Source organism: Pseudoalteromonas sp. DY56-GL22 (assembly GCF_041414715.1).
Lineage (GTDB): Bacteria > Pseudomonadota > Gammaproteobacteria > Enterobacterales > Alteromonadaceae > Pseudoalteromonas > Pseudoalteromonas simplex.
Genome location: NZ_JANHZR010000002.1, coordinates 238,118 through 256,906 on the forward strand (window position 1 = coordinate 238,118; position 18,789 = coordinate 256,906).

Here is an 18,789-nt window from a genome sequence, read left to right on the forward strand (position 1 = left end):
ACATCATGTGGCTTTTTTTTGCTTTAAAGCGTGGTAAATTGTGCCGAAGTATTAATAAATGGAGAGTTTGATTGGAATTTTTATATGAATACGGGTTGTTTTTTGCAAAGACCCTGACATTTGTCATCGCAATTGCAGTGATTGTTGCCATTATCATGGGCGCAGCAGTGAAACCAAAAGCGAAGAAAGGGGAGATAACAATTGATGATTTAAGTGAGCAACTTGATGATCTAAAACAAAGCTTTATCGAAAATACCCTTTCTAAAAAAGAGCTCAAGGCTCATCAAAAACAGCAAAAAACTGAGGCTAAAAAACAGCAAAACGACGAGCCTAAATCGCGTTTATATGTTATTGATTTCAATGGCAGTGTTGATGCCCATGAAGTCGAAAGTCTTCGCGAAGAAATTACCGCTATTTTAACCATTGCTGACAAAGAAAAAGACCGCGTACTGGTTCGCCTTGAAAGTGGTGGAGGTGTGGTGCACGGCTATGGTCTTGCTGCTTCTCAACTTCAACGCTTACGTAATGCAGGAATTCATTTGACTGTTGCTATTGATAAAGTAGCAGCAAGTGGTGGTTATATGATGGCCTGTGTGGCCAATGAGATTGTTGCAGCACCTTTTGCAATTGTTGGCTCGATAGGTGTTATTGCGCAAATTCCTAACTTTAATAAAATCTTGAAAAAGAATGATGTTGATTTTGAGCAAATCACCGCAGGTGAATACAAGCGTACGCTAACTATCTTTGGTGAAAATACCGATAAAGGTCGTGAAAAATTCAAAGAAGAAATAGAACAAACCCACGGTTTATTTAAAACCTTTGTGAGTGAGCAACGTCCATCTCTAGATATTGATACTGTTGCAACCGGTGAACATTGGTTTGCTACTCAAGCGTTTGATAAAGGTTTAGTTGATAAGATTGAAACAAGTGATGACATTTTATTGAGTCAAGCTAAAGAACGTCAAATTTTTAAAGTAAAATACCGTATTAAGAAGAATTTAAGCGATAAGCTCGCCGTCGGATTAAGTTCAGGGGTAAGTAAAGCGGGAGTGACTTTAATGTCTCGTTTAAAAGGCTTAAACCCTTAAATTTAAAAATATGAAAGTAGTATAAAAAACCCGCTTATTATTTAGCGGGTTTTTTATGAGTTAATTAGTGTGAAATTAATTAATAGATTTATGGTAATCTTCTAAATCTTTAGCGGCATTTGGGTCGTTAAATACGTCCTCATCAAACTCACCTTCAGATTTTGCAACCACACAGGTGACCATGCAGTCACCGGTCACGTTAACAGCGGTTCGCGTCATATCAAGTAAGCGGTCGACACCAATGATGATAGCAATACCTTCTACAGGCAATCCAACTTGATTTAATACCATAGCTAACATAATAAGGCCTACACCCGGAACACCAGCAGTACCTACAGAAGCAAGGGTTGCGGTTAAAATAACCATCAGATAATCAGAAATCGTTAAATCTACTGCAAAAACTTGCGAAATAAAAACAGTCGCAACGCCTTGCATAATCGCCGTACCATCCATGTTGATGGTTGCGCCAAGGGGCACGGTAAAAGAAGCAACAGAGTTATGAGCACCTAACTTTTTATTTGCTGTTTCAAGGGTAATAGGCATAGTTGCGCTTGAGCTTGATGTACTAAATGCAAATAAACAGGCATTTTTCATTTTCTTTAGAAATGTAATAGGGTTTAGACTTGTAAACAGCTTAAGTAACAGGCTGTAATTCACAAAACCGTGAAATAATAAAGCAAAAACAACAACACCAAAATATAAGGCCAAGCTAGTGATAAGCTTTAAGTCAATAGTTGTAAATAATTTTGCCATTAAGAAAAATACACCATACGGTGCAATATTCATAAGCAGTGTTACAAGCTTTAAAATTACGGTATTTAAATCTTCAAAAACACTGGCCACACGTTTACCTGCTTTTCCACTGAGTGCCATCGCAACACCAAATAACAAGGCAAAAACGATAACTTGGAGCATGTTGCCACTTGCCATTGCATCAATAGGGTTTGTTGGGAACATACCAATAATGACTTGCGCAAGGGTGGGAGCTTCTTTCGCACTATAGTTAGCATCTGAAGGTAAATTGATTCCCTCACCTGGATTCACTAATAACGCCAAGGTGATAGCAACAGTAATGGCGATTGCCGTTGTCGCTAAATAAAGCAAAATAGACTTACCACCTAGTCGACCTAACTTTTTTGGGTCGCTCAAGCTACAAGTTCCACAAACAAGTGATACAAATACTAAAGGCACCACAAGCATTTTTAAGCTTGCAATGAATATTTGCCCGCCAACATGGAAAATACCATCAACAAAAAAAGCTTTAATAGGTAAAGAGAATAACCCTAATGGAATAAGGAAATCGTCTTCACCCGCTAAAATGGCTTGAAAGATAAAACCAACAACTACACCAAGTACCATACCAACCATGATACGAGATGTAAGGCTTAAAGACCGTACTTTTGACATACACCTAATCTATCTTGTTATAAATTTTGTCATAGACTACCAGCATAAGGATTTTTATACAGAAAAATTCGATAAATAATTAAATTAATTCGTTAAGAAATGAATAAAAAAATGATTATTTTCGGACTGATTTTAGGTTAATATTAGGTAAATAATAAAACAAAGTTTGAAATAGCTAACTAGGGAGAGGTCAATGCCTTTATTTCGATGGCTAAGTGTAATAGTTTTCAGCTCATTATTAGCTGCATGTGGTGGCGGTGGCTCACTGGAAAGTGATGGTGGTTCGCTTGATGGTGGGGATGATTCAACAGCTGAAGCTAGTTATGAAATTGCAGTACAAGGTTTTTCGCTGTCATCTGGTGAACAAGATAATCAGGTAACAGCTGACTCTCCGTTAACAATATCTGCTACATTAACAAATAATGATGAAGCTGTTGCTGGGGTTGTGATTAACTTTAGTTTAAACGGCGATATTGGTCTTTTAGATCCAGTATCTGGAACTGATCTAACAGATAGCAATGGTGTTGCTTCTATTAAACTTACGGCAGGTGATACTGCTGGCGCTGGTATAGTAACTGCTACCTACGCTCTTGATGGAGATACCTACAGCGACACATTTGGTTTCACATCGGATGGTTCAGAATCAGATGATTCAAGTGTGAGCGGCAGCGTCACATTAAACCTCACTATTACAGACACTTCTGGAGCACCGTTTACTGTTGATAACCCTGTAAGCAAAGATAATAAAGGTACAGTCACAGCAACTTTGCTTGATGAAGAGACGCCCCTTGCAGGTCAACTTATTTCATTTAGCACTAATTTTACAGGTAAAATTACGCCTGTTTTAGGAACCGCTCTAACAGATTCAAATGGTGAAGCTTCTGTAACACTGAGCAGTGGTGATGCGAAAGGGGCAGGTCAAGTTGTAGCAACCTATACAGATGAAAGCGGTAATGCAGTCACTAAAATTGCTGGCTTTATTTCTAATGGTGATGAAGCCCCTGATGATGCTATACAGTATTCGGTTACAGCTTCTCTTTTAACTGGTTGTGTCCCTTCTTGGGATGACAATAGAAGTAACGTAAAACTAGACCCGACCTCAATAGCATCAGGCTGTAGCATAACTAACTCGGTATCGAGTGCTGAACTTGCTGATTTATTTATTGAAGTAACGAATCAGCAAAGTGGTGACGCTGTTGCTAATGCACTAGTCGAAGTAACAACTGATCTAGGGACAGTCCTTCCATCATCAGGTCGAGCGTTGACTGATAGCTTTGGTGTTGCACTATTGAAAATCCAACCTGGTAACACTGGCGGTGCAGGAACAATTACAGTATCTGCTTTAGATGAACAAATTAGCACTAACTTTGCAGTAGGTATCGCAGATTTAATTCTAGAAGTGGACAACGGCCTAAATGTTGACTCAAATGGTGATGTAATTCCTCTTAAAGCTGGAGGAAGTACAATTATTGAGGTCACTTTAAAGGACGAAGAAGGGAATTTATATACCACACCAACAGATGTAGAATTTAGTTCAACATGTGTTGATAACAATAATTCAAGTATTGATGCCTCTGTAAAATCATCAAGCGGTATAGCTAGTTCTACCTATAGAGCCAATGGTTGCGGAATTGATGATGTTGTTAATATTACAGTCGAAACGGGCGGAAAGAACTTTACTGCTTCAACGATCATCCCTGTTGAAGTTTCAGCAGTACAATCAATTCAGTTTATCGACGTCTCAGAACCGGTAATTGCTCTTCCTCCAGGTGAAGGTGGCTTACCTACACAGTCTGTCGTTCGCTTTAGATTATTAGATGCCGACGGCATTGTATCGCCACAGCAGCGAATTGACTTTAAGTTAACAGACTCAACTGGTTTAGCTGGTTTGACTCAACGTACAGCGAATACAGACAATGATGGTGTTGTGCAAACTACGGTCACTTCAGGTATTGTGCCTGGTCCTCTTGTAGTTAAGGCTTGTTTTGTTTCAAAAACAGATGTTGCTGCATTACCAGAAGGTGATGATTTATCATGTTGGACAGATGAGGTGCAGTTGTGTGCAGATGAACCAACAAATGACATTTGTCCTGAAGGAACGCTTCACCTCGTACCACTAGCAGAGCAAATCAATGCAGTATCATCGCAACTTGCATTATATTCAGGCATTACGGATCAAAATAGTTTCGATTTAAGCCCTCAAGTTTTTAACCCTAATGCACTGAATTACAATGGAATTACTAATAGTCTTACGGTTTATTTTGGTGACCAATTTAATCAATTTAATAGTAATGGTGTCGAATCAACAGTTTTGACAGAATCAGGCGTTGTAGGTCCACAAAGTAATGAAGCGGTGTGTCGTACTACTGACGCGTCATGTGTAGTAACGTGGCGTTCACAAGGTGAGCGACCGTTCTATGATTACAAGTGGGGTAATAGAATTGGTGAAATCGATGGTAACTCTGCAACTACCGAAGGTATAAACCCTAAGACGGGTGATGTTAACTGCGATCCTTATTTTGAAACTGCAGCGCCTTGTATCGGGACATTAGTTCGCGCTAAAAACGATCCTAATGGTGTTATACGAGGCGGAAGAACAAGTATTATTGCTGTTGCAAAAGGTCAAGAAAGCTTTGTCGATGAAGAGTCATCAGATGGCATAACTAGGCGCAATGGTTTATTCGATATTGGCGAATACTACACATTATATGACTTACCAGAAGCGTTTAATGATCATAATGAAAATAGCACTTTTGACAAGGCGAACTGCAGTGATGCAGATAGTGATAGTTACGATCCGAACACAGATCAATGTTCTGAATTAAACTCGCGTGGTGGTCATAACGAAACATGGCGTGACCTTAATAATAACGGAATTTATGACGGTGCAGATGGTTTGTATAATGGCTTATTGTGTAGTGAAGCTGCCTTTAATGCAGGCCAGTGTACCCGTGATTTAATTGAAGTTCGTAAGCAAATTGAAGTTGTCATGTCTGGTGATGATCCATATGTTCGCTTTGCTGTATTAAAATCCAATGAAGTAGTATCTGCTCCATATGAGGTTTTAGTGCCTGCTGATTGTTCGAGCACAATAGCTGGTGTATTTGAGGTATCTGATAATGCGTTGTGGTGCGATGTCGCCTCTATTGATTTATCTGAAGTATCTCGTGCCAACCCAGACTATGATGCAACAGACCCCAATGAAACAGATCCTGAGACCTTAGAAGTGGGTTTATCTAGTATCAATGTACGTATTTTTTACAGTGATGAGTTTGGTAATCCACTTCCTGCTGGAACTGAAGTGTCGCTAACAGCCGATAATGGAGATTTTTCTATTATTGAGCATGAGGAAACGATTCCGAGCACAAATCGTGACTCAACAATGTATTCTGATGTTCGAATTGCTAGGGAGTCTGATGGTAACCAAGATCAAGATGGTGTACTAACTATAACTTTCCAATTTGAAAATCAGCTTGGCGGAACTAAAACGGTGAGCCGCTCGATTTCAATAATCGATGATAAATAAAGTTAAATCTTAAAAAATGCCAACCAGAAGGTTGGCATTTTTGTTGCTGTTCTATATATTCCCCTTGAAATTACCTTAAAACACCACATTGACTAAATTAGCAACAAAAATTGTTTAATTATTCAGTCAATGAAGAAAAGTTTCTATTAAAAGCTTGTAACAATTGGTGTTTGTAGATATACCTATAAATATTCGTGCTCCAATGATAAAAATCATACTTATTTGTTTAATGTGATTGATATACATTTATAAGGGCAAAAAACTTTTAAAATACTCGGTCAGAAATAGGCAACTATGGGCAAATCACTTGTAATTGTAGAGTCTCCTGCAAAGGCAAAAACAATTAATAAATACTTAGGTAACGATTTCATCGTAAAGTCCAGTGTTGGGCATGTGCGTGATCTACCAACTTCAGGTTCAGGCAAAACAAAAACTGCAGCGACGAAAACCCCTGCTGAAGTTCGAAAAATGTCACCAGAAGAAAAAGCTGCCTATAAAAAGCAACGCGACTATAAAAATTTAGTTGCTCGTATGGGTATTGACCCTGAAAAAGGCTGGGAGCCACATTACGAAGTCTTACCGGGCAAAGAGAAAGTTGTTCAAGAATTAAAGAAACTTGCTGAAAACGCCGATAAAATCTATCTCGCAACCGATTTGGATAGAGAAGGGGAAGCGATTGCATGGCACCTCGAACAAATTATTGGTGGCGAGCCTGAAAAATATAAGCGAGTTGTTTTTAATGAAATTACTAAAAATGCGATTCAGCAGGCATTTGAAACACCCGGTGAACTAAACACTGACATGGTTTATGCGCAACAAGCGCGTCGTTTTCTTGACCGAGTCGTGGGTTTTATGGTGTCGCCATTACTGTGGGCTAAAGTAGCACGTGGCTTATCAGCCGGTCGTGTGCAATCTGTTGCAGTACGTTTACTTGTTGAACGTGAACGCGAAATCAAAGCATTTATCCCCGAAGAGTTTTGGGATATCCACGCTGACGTTAAAAATACAGAGGCAGCTTTACGCTTAGAAGTTACTAAACACGCTGACAAGCCTTTTAAACCAGTTAATGAAGAGCAGGCGATGTCTGCTGTTAGTGAACTCGAAAAAGCTGACTACAAAGTCATTAGCGTTGAAGAAAAGCCTAGCAAGAGTAAACCGAGCGCACCTTTTATTACTTCAACCATGCAACAGGCTGCCAGTACGCGCTTAGGTTATGGTGTTAAGAAAACCATGATGCTTGCTCAACGCTTATATGAAGCGGGTCACATTACCTATATGCGTACCGACTCAACTAATTTATCGAAAGATGCAGTTGAAATGTGTCGTGATTACGTGACAGAGCAATTTGGTGAAAAATATTTACCGAAAGCACCGATTAGTTATAGCTCTAAAGGCAATGCACAAGAGGCACACGAAGCGATCCGTCCTTCTAGTGTTACCGTACTATCTGGTCATTTAGACGGTGTTGAAGCAGATGCTAAAAAACTTTACGAATTAATTTGGCGCCAATTTGTTGCCTGCCAGATGGTTCCTGCGGAATACGATCTAACCACTTTAACAGTGGGTGCTGGCGAATATCAGTTAAAAGCTAAAGGTCGCGTTCTTCGCTTTGATGGTTGGACAAAAGTCCAACCGGCTGTTCGTAAAAAGAATGAAGAAGATCAATCACTGCCAGCAGTTAAAGAAGGTGATGTTTTAACGCTTGTTGAGCTAGATCCTAAACAACATTTTACAAAGCCACCTGCACGCTTTAGTGAAGCGAGCCTAGTTAAAGAATTAGAAAAGCGTGGCATTGGTCGTCCATCTACTTATGCATCTATCATCTCTACGATTCAAGATCGTGGTTATGTGCGTGTTGAAAATCGCCGCTTCTTCGCTGAAAAAATGGGCGAGATAGTTACAGACCGCTTAGTTGAGAACTTCGAAGATCTGATGAACTTTGACTTTACCGCTAAGATGGAAGGCCGTCTCGATGACATCGCAGAGGGTGAGCGTGTTTGGACACAAGTACTTGATAGATTTTACGCAGACTTTTCAACACAGCTTGAAATTGCCTCAGGTGACGAAGAGCAGGGTGGCATGCGTCAAAACCAAATGGTCGAAACTGATATTGATTGCCCTACGTGTGGTCGTAAGATGGGGATTCGTACCGCATCAACGGGTGTATTTTTAGGTTGTACTGGTTACAACTTGCCACCTAAAGAGCGCTGTACTACAACCATGAATTTGGTATCAGGCGATGAAGCTATTGCTGCGGATGTCGAAGACGTAGAAACTGAATCTCTAATGCAAATGAAGCGTTGCCCAATTTGTGAAACGGCAATGGATTCATACTTAATTGACGAAACACGTAAGTTACATGTGTGTGGTAACAACCCGGCATGTAAGGGTTATATCGTTGAGCAAGGCACCTTTAAAATTAAAGGCTACGACGGCCCTATTATCGAATGTGATAAATGTGGCTCAGACATGCAGTTAAAATCTGGTCGTTTTGGTAAGTACTTCGGTTGTAGTAATGAAGAGTGTAAAAATACACGTAAGTTACTCAAAAATGGTGAAGCTGCGCCACCAAAAGAAGATCCAGTTCACTTACCTGAACTTGAATGTGAAAAGTCAGAAGCTTATTTTGTACTGCGTGATGGTGCGTCAGGTATTTTCTTAGCGGCTAATACTTTCCCTAAATCACGTGAAACGCGTGCGCCTAAAGTGGAAGAATTAAAGCGTTTTAGAGATCGTATTTCTGAAAAGTTTTATTACCTTGCTGACGCACCTACACAAGATCCTGATGGAAATCCTTCAGTCGTTCGCTACAGCCGCAAAAATAAAGAGCAGTATGTAATGAGTGAAGTAGATGGCAAAGCCACAGGTTGGACCGCCCACTACCAAAATGGTAAATGGGTAGAAGAAAGTAAAAAGAAAGCGCCTGCTAAGAAAAAAACAGCAGCCAAAAAATAAATCGCCAGATTATATAATCGAAGTCGCGGCGTAATGTCGCGCAAACTTATTGTTAATTTGAGATGCAAATAAAAAACCGGAACGCACATCATTGTGTCATTCCGGTTTTTTCATATTCTAAGTAAACGTAAAATTAGATTTGTACGTCTTTTACTTTTTTATAGCCTTCAGCTTCAAGCTCATCGTTTACACATTTTAATACGTATGGCTTTAATTCTTCGTTGCTGATGTCATCATCTTTTGCCCAGTTTAAACACATTTCAGTGTATTCTTTGATCATTTCAGCTGATGCTTCAGGTGCTTCGTTAGCGATTGCATTCGTTGCTGACACGCTTAAAACAGGTGCCAAAATTAGTGCTAGCAATGCTTTTTTCATTTAATTATTCCTAATCAAAAAATTAATTATCACTGGCTAAATGCACAGTAATGGTGCGCAATGTGTATGTCACTTTGCTTGAGTGAATTTATAAACTAAATTTCAAAAAAAGATAACGAAATTTTTTTATCGTAAAGATAAGCAAAAAATAACCACTATTTTGCCTCTAATGCTGGTAATCGTAAGGTCAAAACACGTATTATCGCGCTAATTTTAAAAGAAAAGTGAACTAACTTATGTCTGAACAAGGGACTCATTCAAAAACAAAGAAAGTACCAACCAAACTAGAACAAGTTGTAGAGAGTTTTATTTTTCGCTCGCGTTGGTTACTAGCGCCATTCTTTATTGGCTTATTAGTCGCTGTGGTATTACTGCTGCTAAAGTTCTTTAAATATTTATACAGCATGGCTTTAAATACGTTCACTGCGTCAAACCAAGAGCTTTTGGTAGGTATTTTGACTTTAGTTGACACTGCGCTACTAGCTGGGCTTTTGCTTATTATTATTTTTAGTGGTTATGAAAACTTTGTTTCAAAATTAAATATAGAAAACCATGAAGATAGACCAGTTTGGATGGGCAAGGTTGGTTTCTCTGGCCTTAAGATGAAGTTGATTAGTGCAATTGTTGCAATCTCGGCTGTGGAGCTTTTAAAGGTATTTATTAGCTCAAACAACCATTCAACAGATGAGTTACTCTGGAAGGTGTTAATTCATGTCACGTTTGTGGTGTCGGGGGTGTTGTTTGCTCTTACAGATTACATTAATAGTAAAACCATGAACCACTAATACCACGAAATAAAAAAGCCCTGCAATTGCAGGGCTTGGTGTTTAACAACTGATTATTAATTCAGGGTTGCGTAAAAGCAACCAAACCCGGGCAGAGTGACTGTATTATTGTTTAATTCAGCTGTGTGATGAGAGATCTCTGTATGCTGTGAAGACACAGAATCAGAGAGTGTCAGTTCGCTACTTTTTGCACCTAAGTTGAATGCACAAAGCATTTTAGTGTCGTTAAGCGTTCTATAAAAAGCAAGCACAGGCTCTTGTGTTTCGATAAATTCAATGTCGCCTTCAAGCAGTACGTTCTTATCTCTACGCCATGCCATAAATTCACGATACGCATTCAAAATTGAATCTTTATCTTGATCTTGCGTGTTTACCGCAACTGATTTGTGTGCATTGCCTACAGGTAACCAAGGTTTTACTGTAGAGAAACCAGCTTGCTCAGCATCTGCTGCATCCCATGGCATTGGTGTACGACAACCATCACGGCCTTTAAAGTTTGGCCAGAATGTAATGCCGTATGGGTCTTGTAAGTCTTCAAATGCGACTTCAGCTTCACCTAAACCAAGCTCTTCACCTTGGTACATACACACGCTGCCACGTAAAGACGCTAACAGGGCAGTAAGCATTTTACATTGCTGCGGATTGATAATGTTATCTTTACTCCAGCGGCTAGCAACGCGTTCTACATCATGGTTACTAAATGCCCAACATGGCCAGCCTTCGGTCATACGCTGCTCAAGAGTACTAACTGTTGTACGAATATATTCAGCGCTATAGTCGTTAGTCAGTAGCTCAAAGCTATAACCCATATGAAGTTTGTCACCACCTGATGTGTATTCAGCCATGGTTGCGAGTGAATCTTCAGATGAGATTTCGCCTAATGCAACGGTACCAGGGTACTTGTTTAGTAGGGCACGAATGTCCTGCATAAAAGTCAGGTTTTCAGGTTGTGTATTATTGTAGTAGTGATATTGGAAAGCGTACGGGTTGTCTTCGCTAAAACCACGACCTTGACGTTTTTCTGGTGGCTTAGCCGGGTTGTCACGTAATTGCGCATCGTGATAGCAAAAGTTAATTGCATCTAAGCGGAAACCATCAACGCCTTTCTTCAGCCAAAACTCAACATTGTCTAATACTGCTTTGCGTACTTCAGGGTTATGGAAGTTTAAATCAGGTTGTTCAGTCAAAAAGTTATGTAAATAATATTGACCACGACGCGGTTCCCACTGCCATGCAGGACCACCAAAAATAGATAACCAGTTATTTGGTTGTGTACCGTCAGGTTTGGCATCTGCCCACACGTACCAATCTGCTTTATCGTTGATCTTATCTTCACGGCTATCAAGGAACCATTGATGTTGATCTGAGGTATGGCTCAATACCTGATCAATAATGATCTTAATATCACGTTGGTGAGCTTGTGCAATGAGTTCATCAAAATCATCAAGGTTACCAAACAATGGGTCGATATCACGATAGTCACTGATGTCATAACCAAAGTCTTTCATTGGTGATTTAAAGAAAGGTGAAACCCAAATAGCATCAACACCTAGGCTTTTAATATAATCAATGCGATCAATGATACCTTTGATATCACCAATGCCATCGCCATTGGTGTCTTGGAAACTGCGCGGATACACTTGATAAATAACCGCACCTTTATACCACTGCTTTTGAGCCATGTTTTTCTCCATCGTGACACTCAGAGTGTGTAAACTATAAGGCAACCATTAGTCGTATATGTTGCCGGAATGTCAAAAGCATACGTGAAGGGTGTGATACTGTAAAAACTCTGCATACGTATGCACGCCAAATTCACCTCTGTCCTCAGTAAAACCTATTAACTTGATTTAAAATTGAGCAGCATAAATTTAGCGCCGTAAAATTTACCAATTAGTAAAGTAATTGTCTTATTCCAACTCAAAACGCCAGCGTGGTGCATAATATAGCTGGCTTACACCAGAATGGTGCAATGTGATTATTGGTAAGACCAATTATCATTGATTTATGTGCGTTCCTATTATTATTGCGTTAAGTCACCATTTAAGCGGGATAAATGGCCTAGCACCTATTTCTGTAACCAAATTGGGGGCGAAAATATAGCGAAAATGTTTCATTACTATTAATTTACACAGTAAAATTGATAAATCATTTATATTCAATCGGTTATGGGGTGGTTTTGTAAAGATGGTGTTAATATTTGTGATGATGAGCTACGCTGAATACGTATGCATAAATTTGTTAAGAAAATAACCAGGGCGTTAATATTCAATTCGACAACAAAATCAGTCAGCGAATAACAGCTATTATGTTCATGAATAACTGCAACACGTTGACATTACAATTTGGGTAATGGGAAAACATCATGTCTATGTTCAAACCAAGTATATTAACTCTGGCTTTAACAGCCGCAGGTTTAAATAGCTTTGTAGTGTATGCTGCAGAAGAAGACCAAAAAACAAAAAACGACAACGTTGAAGTTATCGAAGTAAAAGGTTTTCGTGGCAGTGTTGTAGAATCTATTAATACTAAACGCTTCACTCCTGAAGTTGTTGAGTCAATCTCAGCTGAAGATATCGGTAAATTACCTGATTCATCAATTGCAGAATCAATTGCACGCCTTCCTGGTTTAACAGCACAACGTCTAGACGGTCGAGCTAGTCGTGTAAGTGTTCGTGGTTTCAGTGAAAACGAAAGTGCAACAACATTCAACGGTCGTGAGCAAGTTTCAATCGGCGACAACCGTGGCGTTGAATTTGACCTTTACCCATCAGAAATTATGAGTGGCGTAACGGTATACAAAACCCCAAGCGCAGGTATTGAAGCAGAAGGTATCGCTGGTGTTATCGACATGCAAACTGTTAAACCTTTAAGCAAAGGTGAGCAAGTTATCATGTTCAATGGCCAGTACGAACAAACGGGTTTTGATAAATTAAACCCAGACGGTGACGATCAAGGTTTCCGTGGTACGTTCTCATATATTGATCAATTTGCTGATGACACCATCGGTGTTGCATTTGCATACAACACGATGAGTTCTCCAAACCAAGAGAAACGTTGGAACGCATGGGGTTACCCTGAGTTTACAGGTGAAGATGGTAATACGTACTCAATCTTAGGTGGTGCTAAGCCATTCGTACGTTCATCAACGCTTGAACGTGATACAGCCATGCTTGTTATTGAAGCTGCGCCGACTGATCGCCTGAACATGACCTTTGATGCTTTATATGTAGATTTCTCTGATGAGAAAATCTTACGTGGTATTGAAGTGCCATTTGCATGGGGCCAAGGTTCAATTGACCCAAGTTCAGCTGTTGTTGACGCAGATTCTGGTTTCATCACAAGCGCAGTAACAGAAGGCCAACGTGTTGTTGTTCGTAATGACTACGAAGAGCGTAACGCGGAGCTAACTCAGTTTGGTTTTAATGCAAAATACGACATCAGCGATGATTGGTCAGTAGAATTTGATGTAAGCCGCTCTGAAGTTGAGCGTCAAATCTGGAGTATCGAAAGCTACTCAGGTACAGGTCGTGGTGATGCAAATGGTGTTGCTGATACGATTGGTTATGAGTTTGACGGTGGTAACACAGGCGCACAATTCAGCCATAACCTTGATTACAGCGATTATGACTTAATTCAACTTGGTGGCCCATTATCTTGGGGTGCAAGTGCTGCACTGAACGATAAGTACGGTCTAACTGATACTGCTTATCAAAATACTGCGCAAGATGGTTTCATCAATGCGCCAGAAATCAATGATGAACTAAGCACATTGAAACTTGCGGCTAGCAAAGTACTTGATAACGCGTACATCAGCCGTGTGTCATTTGGTATGTCTTACCGCGACCGTGAAAAGAGCAAAGTGTCTGAAGGTTACTTCATGACATTAAAAGACTTCTCTTTATCAAACCCGGGTATGTTATCAATCCCAGAGCAATACCGTTTAGGGTCAGCTAGCCTTGATTTCATTGGCATGGGCAACATGGTTGCTTACGATACCAACGGTCTAGTGAATGATGGTTACTATAGCCTGCTTCAAGAAAGCTTAACTGATTCAAAACACAAGACACAGTCTTGGACAGTTCAAGAAGAAGTAACAGCGTTCTTTGCTCAAGCTGACATTAATGCAGAGCTGGGCTCTATCCCTGTAACAGGTAACGTTGGTGTGCGTTATGTGAAAACTGAACAGTCTTCACAAGGCTTCGCAGCTAACACTGTGGATGGTTTAGTTGTTGTATCACCAACAGATGTAAACCATGACTACAGCCACTTCTTGCCAAGCATCAACTTATCATTTGCAATTGATGAAGAGCAAACAGTACGTTTTGGTGCCGCGAAAACCATTTCTCGTGCTCGCTTAGACGAAATGAACGCGTCAGTTAACGCTACTTACAATCAACAACCAGATGAAAACGGTAACTATTGGAGTGTATCAGGTGGTAACCCTGAGCTTGAGCCAAAAGAAGCAACTGGTTTTGATTTAAGCTACGAAAACTACTTCCATGAAGAAGGTTACTTCGCTGCAGCTGTATTCTATAAAGATATCACTCAGTGGATTTTCGATGGTACTTATGAAATCGACATGAGCGGTGTAGCTGATCCGTCTACTGGTGAAATTCCTGCGACTTCAACTGGCACAGGTTCAGGTAAAGTGAACGGTGGTTCTGGTGACCTATGGGGTTATGAGCTTTCATTAACTCTACCATTCACTATGTTCAGCGAGTCACTTGATGGTTTTGGTTTAATCGCAAGCCATACAGGTGTTGAGCAAGACTTAACTGACCAAAATGGTAACGATTATGAGCTACCTGGTTTATCGGACCAAATCGATAGTTTAACAGTTTACTTTGAGCGTAACGGTTTCCAAGCGCGTACTAGCATGCGTAAGCGTAGCGACTTTAAAGGTGACGTATACGGTTTAGGTTTTGCGACTACACAAGTTGACATTAAAGGCGAAACAATTTGGGATGCTCAAGTTGGTTATGACTTTAGCGAAGGCGGTGTAGAGAGCCTTGACGGTTTATCTGTCACTTTCCAAGTACAGAACATCACAGAAGAGCCGTTCACGTCACTACAAGGTGATAACTCACTTCAAGTACGTGACTACCAAGACTACGGTCGTACATTCCTGTTAGGCTTCAGCTACAAGCTGTAATTAGCTAAAACAGCGATAGAAAATTGCCCTTGTGATTTGTTTTACAAGGGCTTTTTTATATCAGTGAGCTACACTCAATGAATAGAAATTGGCGTTAGGTGTACTATGGAAACAAAAAAAATAACCAAGGTCGTGATTGCCGGTGGTGGCACAGCAGGGTGGATAACCGCTGCATTACTTAATAAAGTGCTGGGCAAAGTGCTTGATATCACCCTGATAGAGTCAGCAGAGATTGGCACTGTGGGTGTAGGCGAAGCGAGTATTCCACCTATTTTGCATCTAAATGGTGCCCTTGGCATTTCTGAAAAAGAATTTATTAAAGCCACTGGCGCAACGATTAAGCTCGGTATTGAGTTTGAAAATTGGCGCAGTCAAGATCACAGCTACATGCATGCCTTTGGTGAAATAGGTAAAGATTTTCCGTTTTGTGAGTTTTATCATTTTTGGCTAAAAGCAAATCAAACACAAAACGCGCCTGACTTTTGGGATTTTTCACTTAACTACCAAGCAGCAAAAGCGCATAAATTTGCTCACCTTAAGCACATTCCTAACACTCAGTTGGCGGGCTTACATTATGCCTATCATTTTGATGCCACTCGATACGGCGAATTCTTAAAAGAGTTGGCGCAATCACGGGGCGTTAAACGCATTGAAGGCAAAATTGAATCGGTTAATCAATGCCATCAAAGCGGGTATGTTCGTTCTTTGTTACTTAAAAATGGCGAGCAAATTGATGGCGACTTATTTATTGATTGCACTGGTTTGCGTGCTTTATTAATAGAGCAAACACTTAATACCGGCTTTGAAGATTGGTCGCATTGGTTACCGTGTGATAGCGCGATTGCGGTGCAAAGTGAATCAGCTTCGGATGCAATTCCTTATACACGTTCAATTGCAAGAGACTCAGGCTGGCAGTGGCAAATACCATTACAGCATCGAGTAGGCAACGGGCTTGTGTATTCTTCTCGTTTCTTATCAGACGAAGCGGCAAAACAACAGCTCTTGGATAATTTACCTGCCAAACCACTGACAGAGCCGCGTGTTATTAAGTTTAAAACAGGCCGCCGTTTAAAGCAGTGGCATAAAAATGTGGTATCGGTCGGCTTATCAAGCGGCTTTTTAGAGCCATTAGAATCGACCAGTATTCATTTAATTCAAAGTGCAGCCATTCGTTTAATTAAGTTTTTTCCTCATCAAGGTATTAAACAAAGCCTTGTAGATGAATTTAATCAACAAAGTAAAACAGAATTTGAGCGAATTCGTGATTTTATTATTCTTCATTACAAGCTTACTGAGCGTGATGACAGTGCGTTTTGGCGTTTTTGTAAAGGCATGGATATTCCATGCAGTCTCAGAAAGAAAATTGAGCTATTTAAAACCAGCGGCAAGCTAATTAGAGAAGACGATGAGCTCTTTGCCGAAATCGCATGGCAGCAAGTAATGATAGGGCAAGGGCTTATTGCAGAGGATCACCATCCTTTAACAGATGCGTTATCTGATGAGCAATTAAATGAGTTATTTAGCAATTTAAAAACCTTGATTAATAGCACTGTCGAGCAGTTGCCGACCCACAATCAATTCTTAGAAAAAGTACAAAATTAATTATGAAAAAAACACAAACATTTTTAGCGTTAACAACCGCATTTACACTTTTTAACTCAACAGCAAGTTTTGCAATTACTGCGTCACCAGAAAACTGGTGGGTAGGGATGCAAAACGACTCATTACAAGTCATGCTTTACGATAACAATATTGCTAACAAAGCGTGGCAAATGGTGCCTTACAAAGGCGTTGAGTTTAAAGGGGTGACAACAACAAATAACCCTAACTACGCGTTTTTAGATTTAACCATCAGCGATAATGCAAAGGCGGGAGCACTGACTTTTAAAGCTGAAGACGGCACCACCTTTACTTACCCGTTAAATGACCGTGATAAGCAAAGTGCCAATCGTCATGGCTTTACAAATAGAGACACGCTTTATTTAATAAACCCTGATCGCTTTGTAAATGGTGACCCAAGTAACGATAGTATTGCTGGTATGCAGGAGGCTGCAAACCCAAGCTTTAAAGGAGGCCGACATGGCGGTGATATTCAAGGTGTTATCAATAGCCTAGATTACCTTGAGGACCTCGGTGTGACTCAACTTTGGTTAACGCCGGTGCTTGAAAATGACATGCCAAGTTATTCTTATCATGGTTATGCTATTACTGACTTTTACAAAGTTGATCCGCGTATGGGCAGTAATGCGCTTTATAAAACCTTATCAGCAGAAGCGAAAGAGCATGGTATCGGCTTAGTGATGGACATGGTACTTAACCACTTTGGTTCATCGCATCAGTGGATGAGTGACATGCCAACGGCAGATTGGGTTAACTTTGATGGCAAGTTTGAAAACGGTAAAAATGCCACTAGTCACGCCAGACAAACAATTCAAGACCCTCATGCGAGCCAATACGACAAACGTCAATTTAATGATGGTTGGTTTGTTGAGACGATGCCTGATTTAAATCAGCGCCAGCCGTTACTATCAACGTATTTAATTCAAAATGCCATTTGGTGGATTGAATACGCCAACTTAAGCGGCATTCGTGTTGATACCTATTCATACTCAGATAAAGCATTTTTAGCCGATTGGACTAAAGCGATTATGACCGAGTATCCAAACTTTAATATTGTTGGTGAAGAATGGACAACCAACCCAGCAATTGCATCTTATTGGCAGCGTGGCAAAGTCAATCAAGATGGTTATACCTCTGAGTTACCAAGTGTAATGGACTTTTCATTACAAGAGGCGTTGATCCAAGCACTTAACGAAGAAGAAAGCTGGAATACAGGTTGGGTTAAAGTGTATCAATCGCTGGCGAATGACTTTTTATATGCTGATACAGATAACATTTTAGTGTTTGCAGATAACCATGACATGAGCCGTGTTTACACTGAGCTGGGTCAAGACCTAGCAAAAACTAAATTAGCCATGACGCTGTTATTAACAACTCGTGGTATTCCACAAATTTATTACGGCACTGAGCTGCTGCTCGATAACACGCCAAGCAATGACCACGGTGATATTCGCATTGATTTCCCGGGTGGGTTTAAAGGTCAAAAAGCGAATGCCTTCACAGGTAAGGGGCTTTCAGCTGATCAGCAAGAGATGTTAGCTAGCATGAAAAAACTGCTTAAGCTTCGTCAAGAAAAACCAGCGTTAAGCGAAGGTCGTTTAATGCATTTTTCACCCAAGCAAGGCATTTACAGCTATGTGAGAGAGCACAATGGCCAAACTGTATTGGTTGTTCTTAACAAAAACCAACAAGCTATTGATTGGGATTTAAGCTACATGCAAGAAGTGCTGAAAGGCAATAATAAAGGACGCGATTTAATTAGCGAAGAGCGTGTTGATCTTGCTGCGCCAATCCGCTTAAAAGCTATGCAAGCACGCTTAATAGAACTTGAATAATTGCAACTAATAGGCTGAATACGTATGCATTTACTGTCCGTA

General features: G+C 40.2%; 10 protein-coding genes. 7 read left to right on the plus strand and 3 right to left on the minus strand.

Annotated elements, in window-relative coordinates; all coding sequences use genetic code 11:
- The first annotated feature begins 71 nt into the window (after positions 1-71).
- The gene (sohB, locus tag NO991_RS05040; RefSeq protein WP_199529719.1) at positions 72-1,088 is read left to right on the plus strand and encodes a protease SohB; all 1,017 of its coding nucleotides are present in this window, start codon (positions 72-74) and stop codon (positions 1,086-1,088) included.
- Between the two features lie 75 nt (positions 1,089-1,163).
- Here the strand turns inward: sohB and NO991_RS05045 are convergent, their stop codons facing one another.
- A complete protein-coding gene (locus tag NO991_RS05045; RefSeq protein ID WP_371351734.1) occupies positions 1,164-2,495 on the minus strand; it encodes a dicarboxylate/amino acid:cation symporter in 1,332 nt (443 codons plus the stop codon).
- A gap of 193 nt (positions 2,496-2,688) precedes the next feature.
- Between NO991_RS05045 and NO991_RS05050 the strand changes: the two genes are divergently transcribed.
- Entirely contained in the window at positions 2,689-6,021 is a 3,333-nt protein-coding gene (locus NO991_RS05050; protein ID WP_138600543.1) for a hypothetical protein, read from the plus strand.
- A gap of 294 nt (positions 6,022-6,315) precedes the next feature.
- On the plus strand, positions 6,316-8,976 hold the full coding sequence (gene topA, locus NO991_RS05055) for a type I DNA topoisomerase (RefSeq protein ID WP_138615908.1): 2,661 nt from the start codon (positions 6,316-6,318) through the stop codon (positions 8,974-8,976).
- A gap of 133 nt (positions 8,977-9,109) precedes the next feature.
- Here topA and NO991_RS05060 read toward each other — a convergent pair whose 3' ends face one another.
- Positions 9,110-9,352 (minus strand): hypothetical protein, encoded by a 243-nt coding sequence (locus NO991_RS05060; RefSeq protein ID WP_054551458.1) that lies wholly within the window; start codon positions 9,350-9,352, stop codon positions 9,110-9,112.
- Between the two features lie 236 nt (positions 9,353-9,588).
- On the opposite strand from NO991_RS05060, the gene NO991_RS05065 reads away from it, so the two are divergent.
- Positions 9,589-10,137 (plus strand): TIGR00645 family protein, encoded by a 549-nt coding sequence (locus NO991_RS05065; RefSeq protein ID WP_054551457.1) that lies wholly within the window; start codon positions 9,589-9,591, stop codon positions 10,135-10,137.
- Positions 10,138-10,193: 56 nt separating this feature from the next.
- Here the strand turns inward: NO991_RS05065 and NO991_RS05070 are convergent, their stop codons facing one another.
- Positions 10,194-11,819 carry an alpha-glucosidase family protein gene (locus tag NO991_RS05070; RefSeq protein WP_054551456.1) on the minus strand — a complete coding sequence of 542 codons (1,626 nt, stop codon included), beginning with the start codon at positions 11,817-11,819 and terminating at the stop codon, positions 10,194-10,196.
- 683 nt (positions 11,820-12,502) lie between these two features.
- Here NO991_RS05070 and NO991_RS05075 point away from each other — a divergent pair.
- The 3 genes from NO991_RS05075 to NO991_RS05085 all read left to right on the plus strand — a co-directional run bounded on the left by NO991_RS05075 (position 12,503) and on the right by NO991_RS05085 (position 18,747).
- Positions 12,503-15,292, plus strand: coding sequence for a TonB-dependent receptor (locus tag NO991_RS05075; protein WP_300360561.1), 2,790 nt, complete (start codon positions 12,503-12,505; stop codon positions 15,290-15,292).
- Positions 15,293-15,397: 105 nt separating this feature from the next.
- A complete protein-coding gene (locus NO991_RS05080; RefSeq protein ID WP_300544788.1) occupies positions 15,398-16,894 on the plus strand; it encodes a tryptophan halogenase family protein in 1,497 nt (498 codons plus the stop codon).
- A 2-nt stretch (positions 16,895-16,896) separates the two neighbouring features.
- Positions 16,897-18,747: a glycoside hydrolase family 13 protein gene (locus NO991_RS05085; protein WP_300360557.1), complete on the plus strand. Its 1,851-nt coding sequence runs from the start codon at positions 16,897-16,899 to the stop codon at positions 18,745-18,747.
- Positions 18,748-18,789 lie beyond the last annotated feature (42 nt).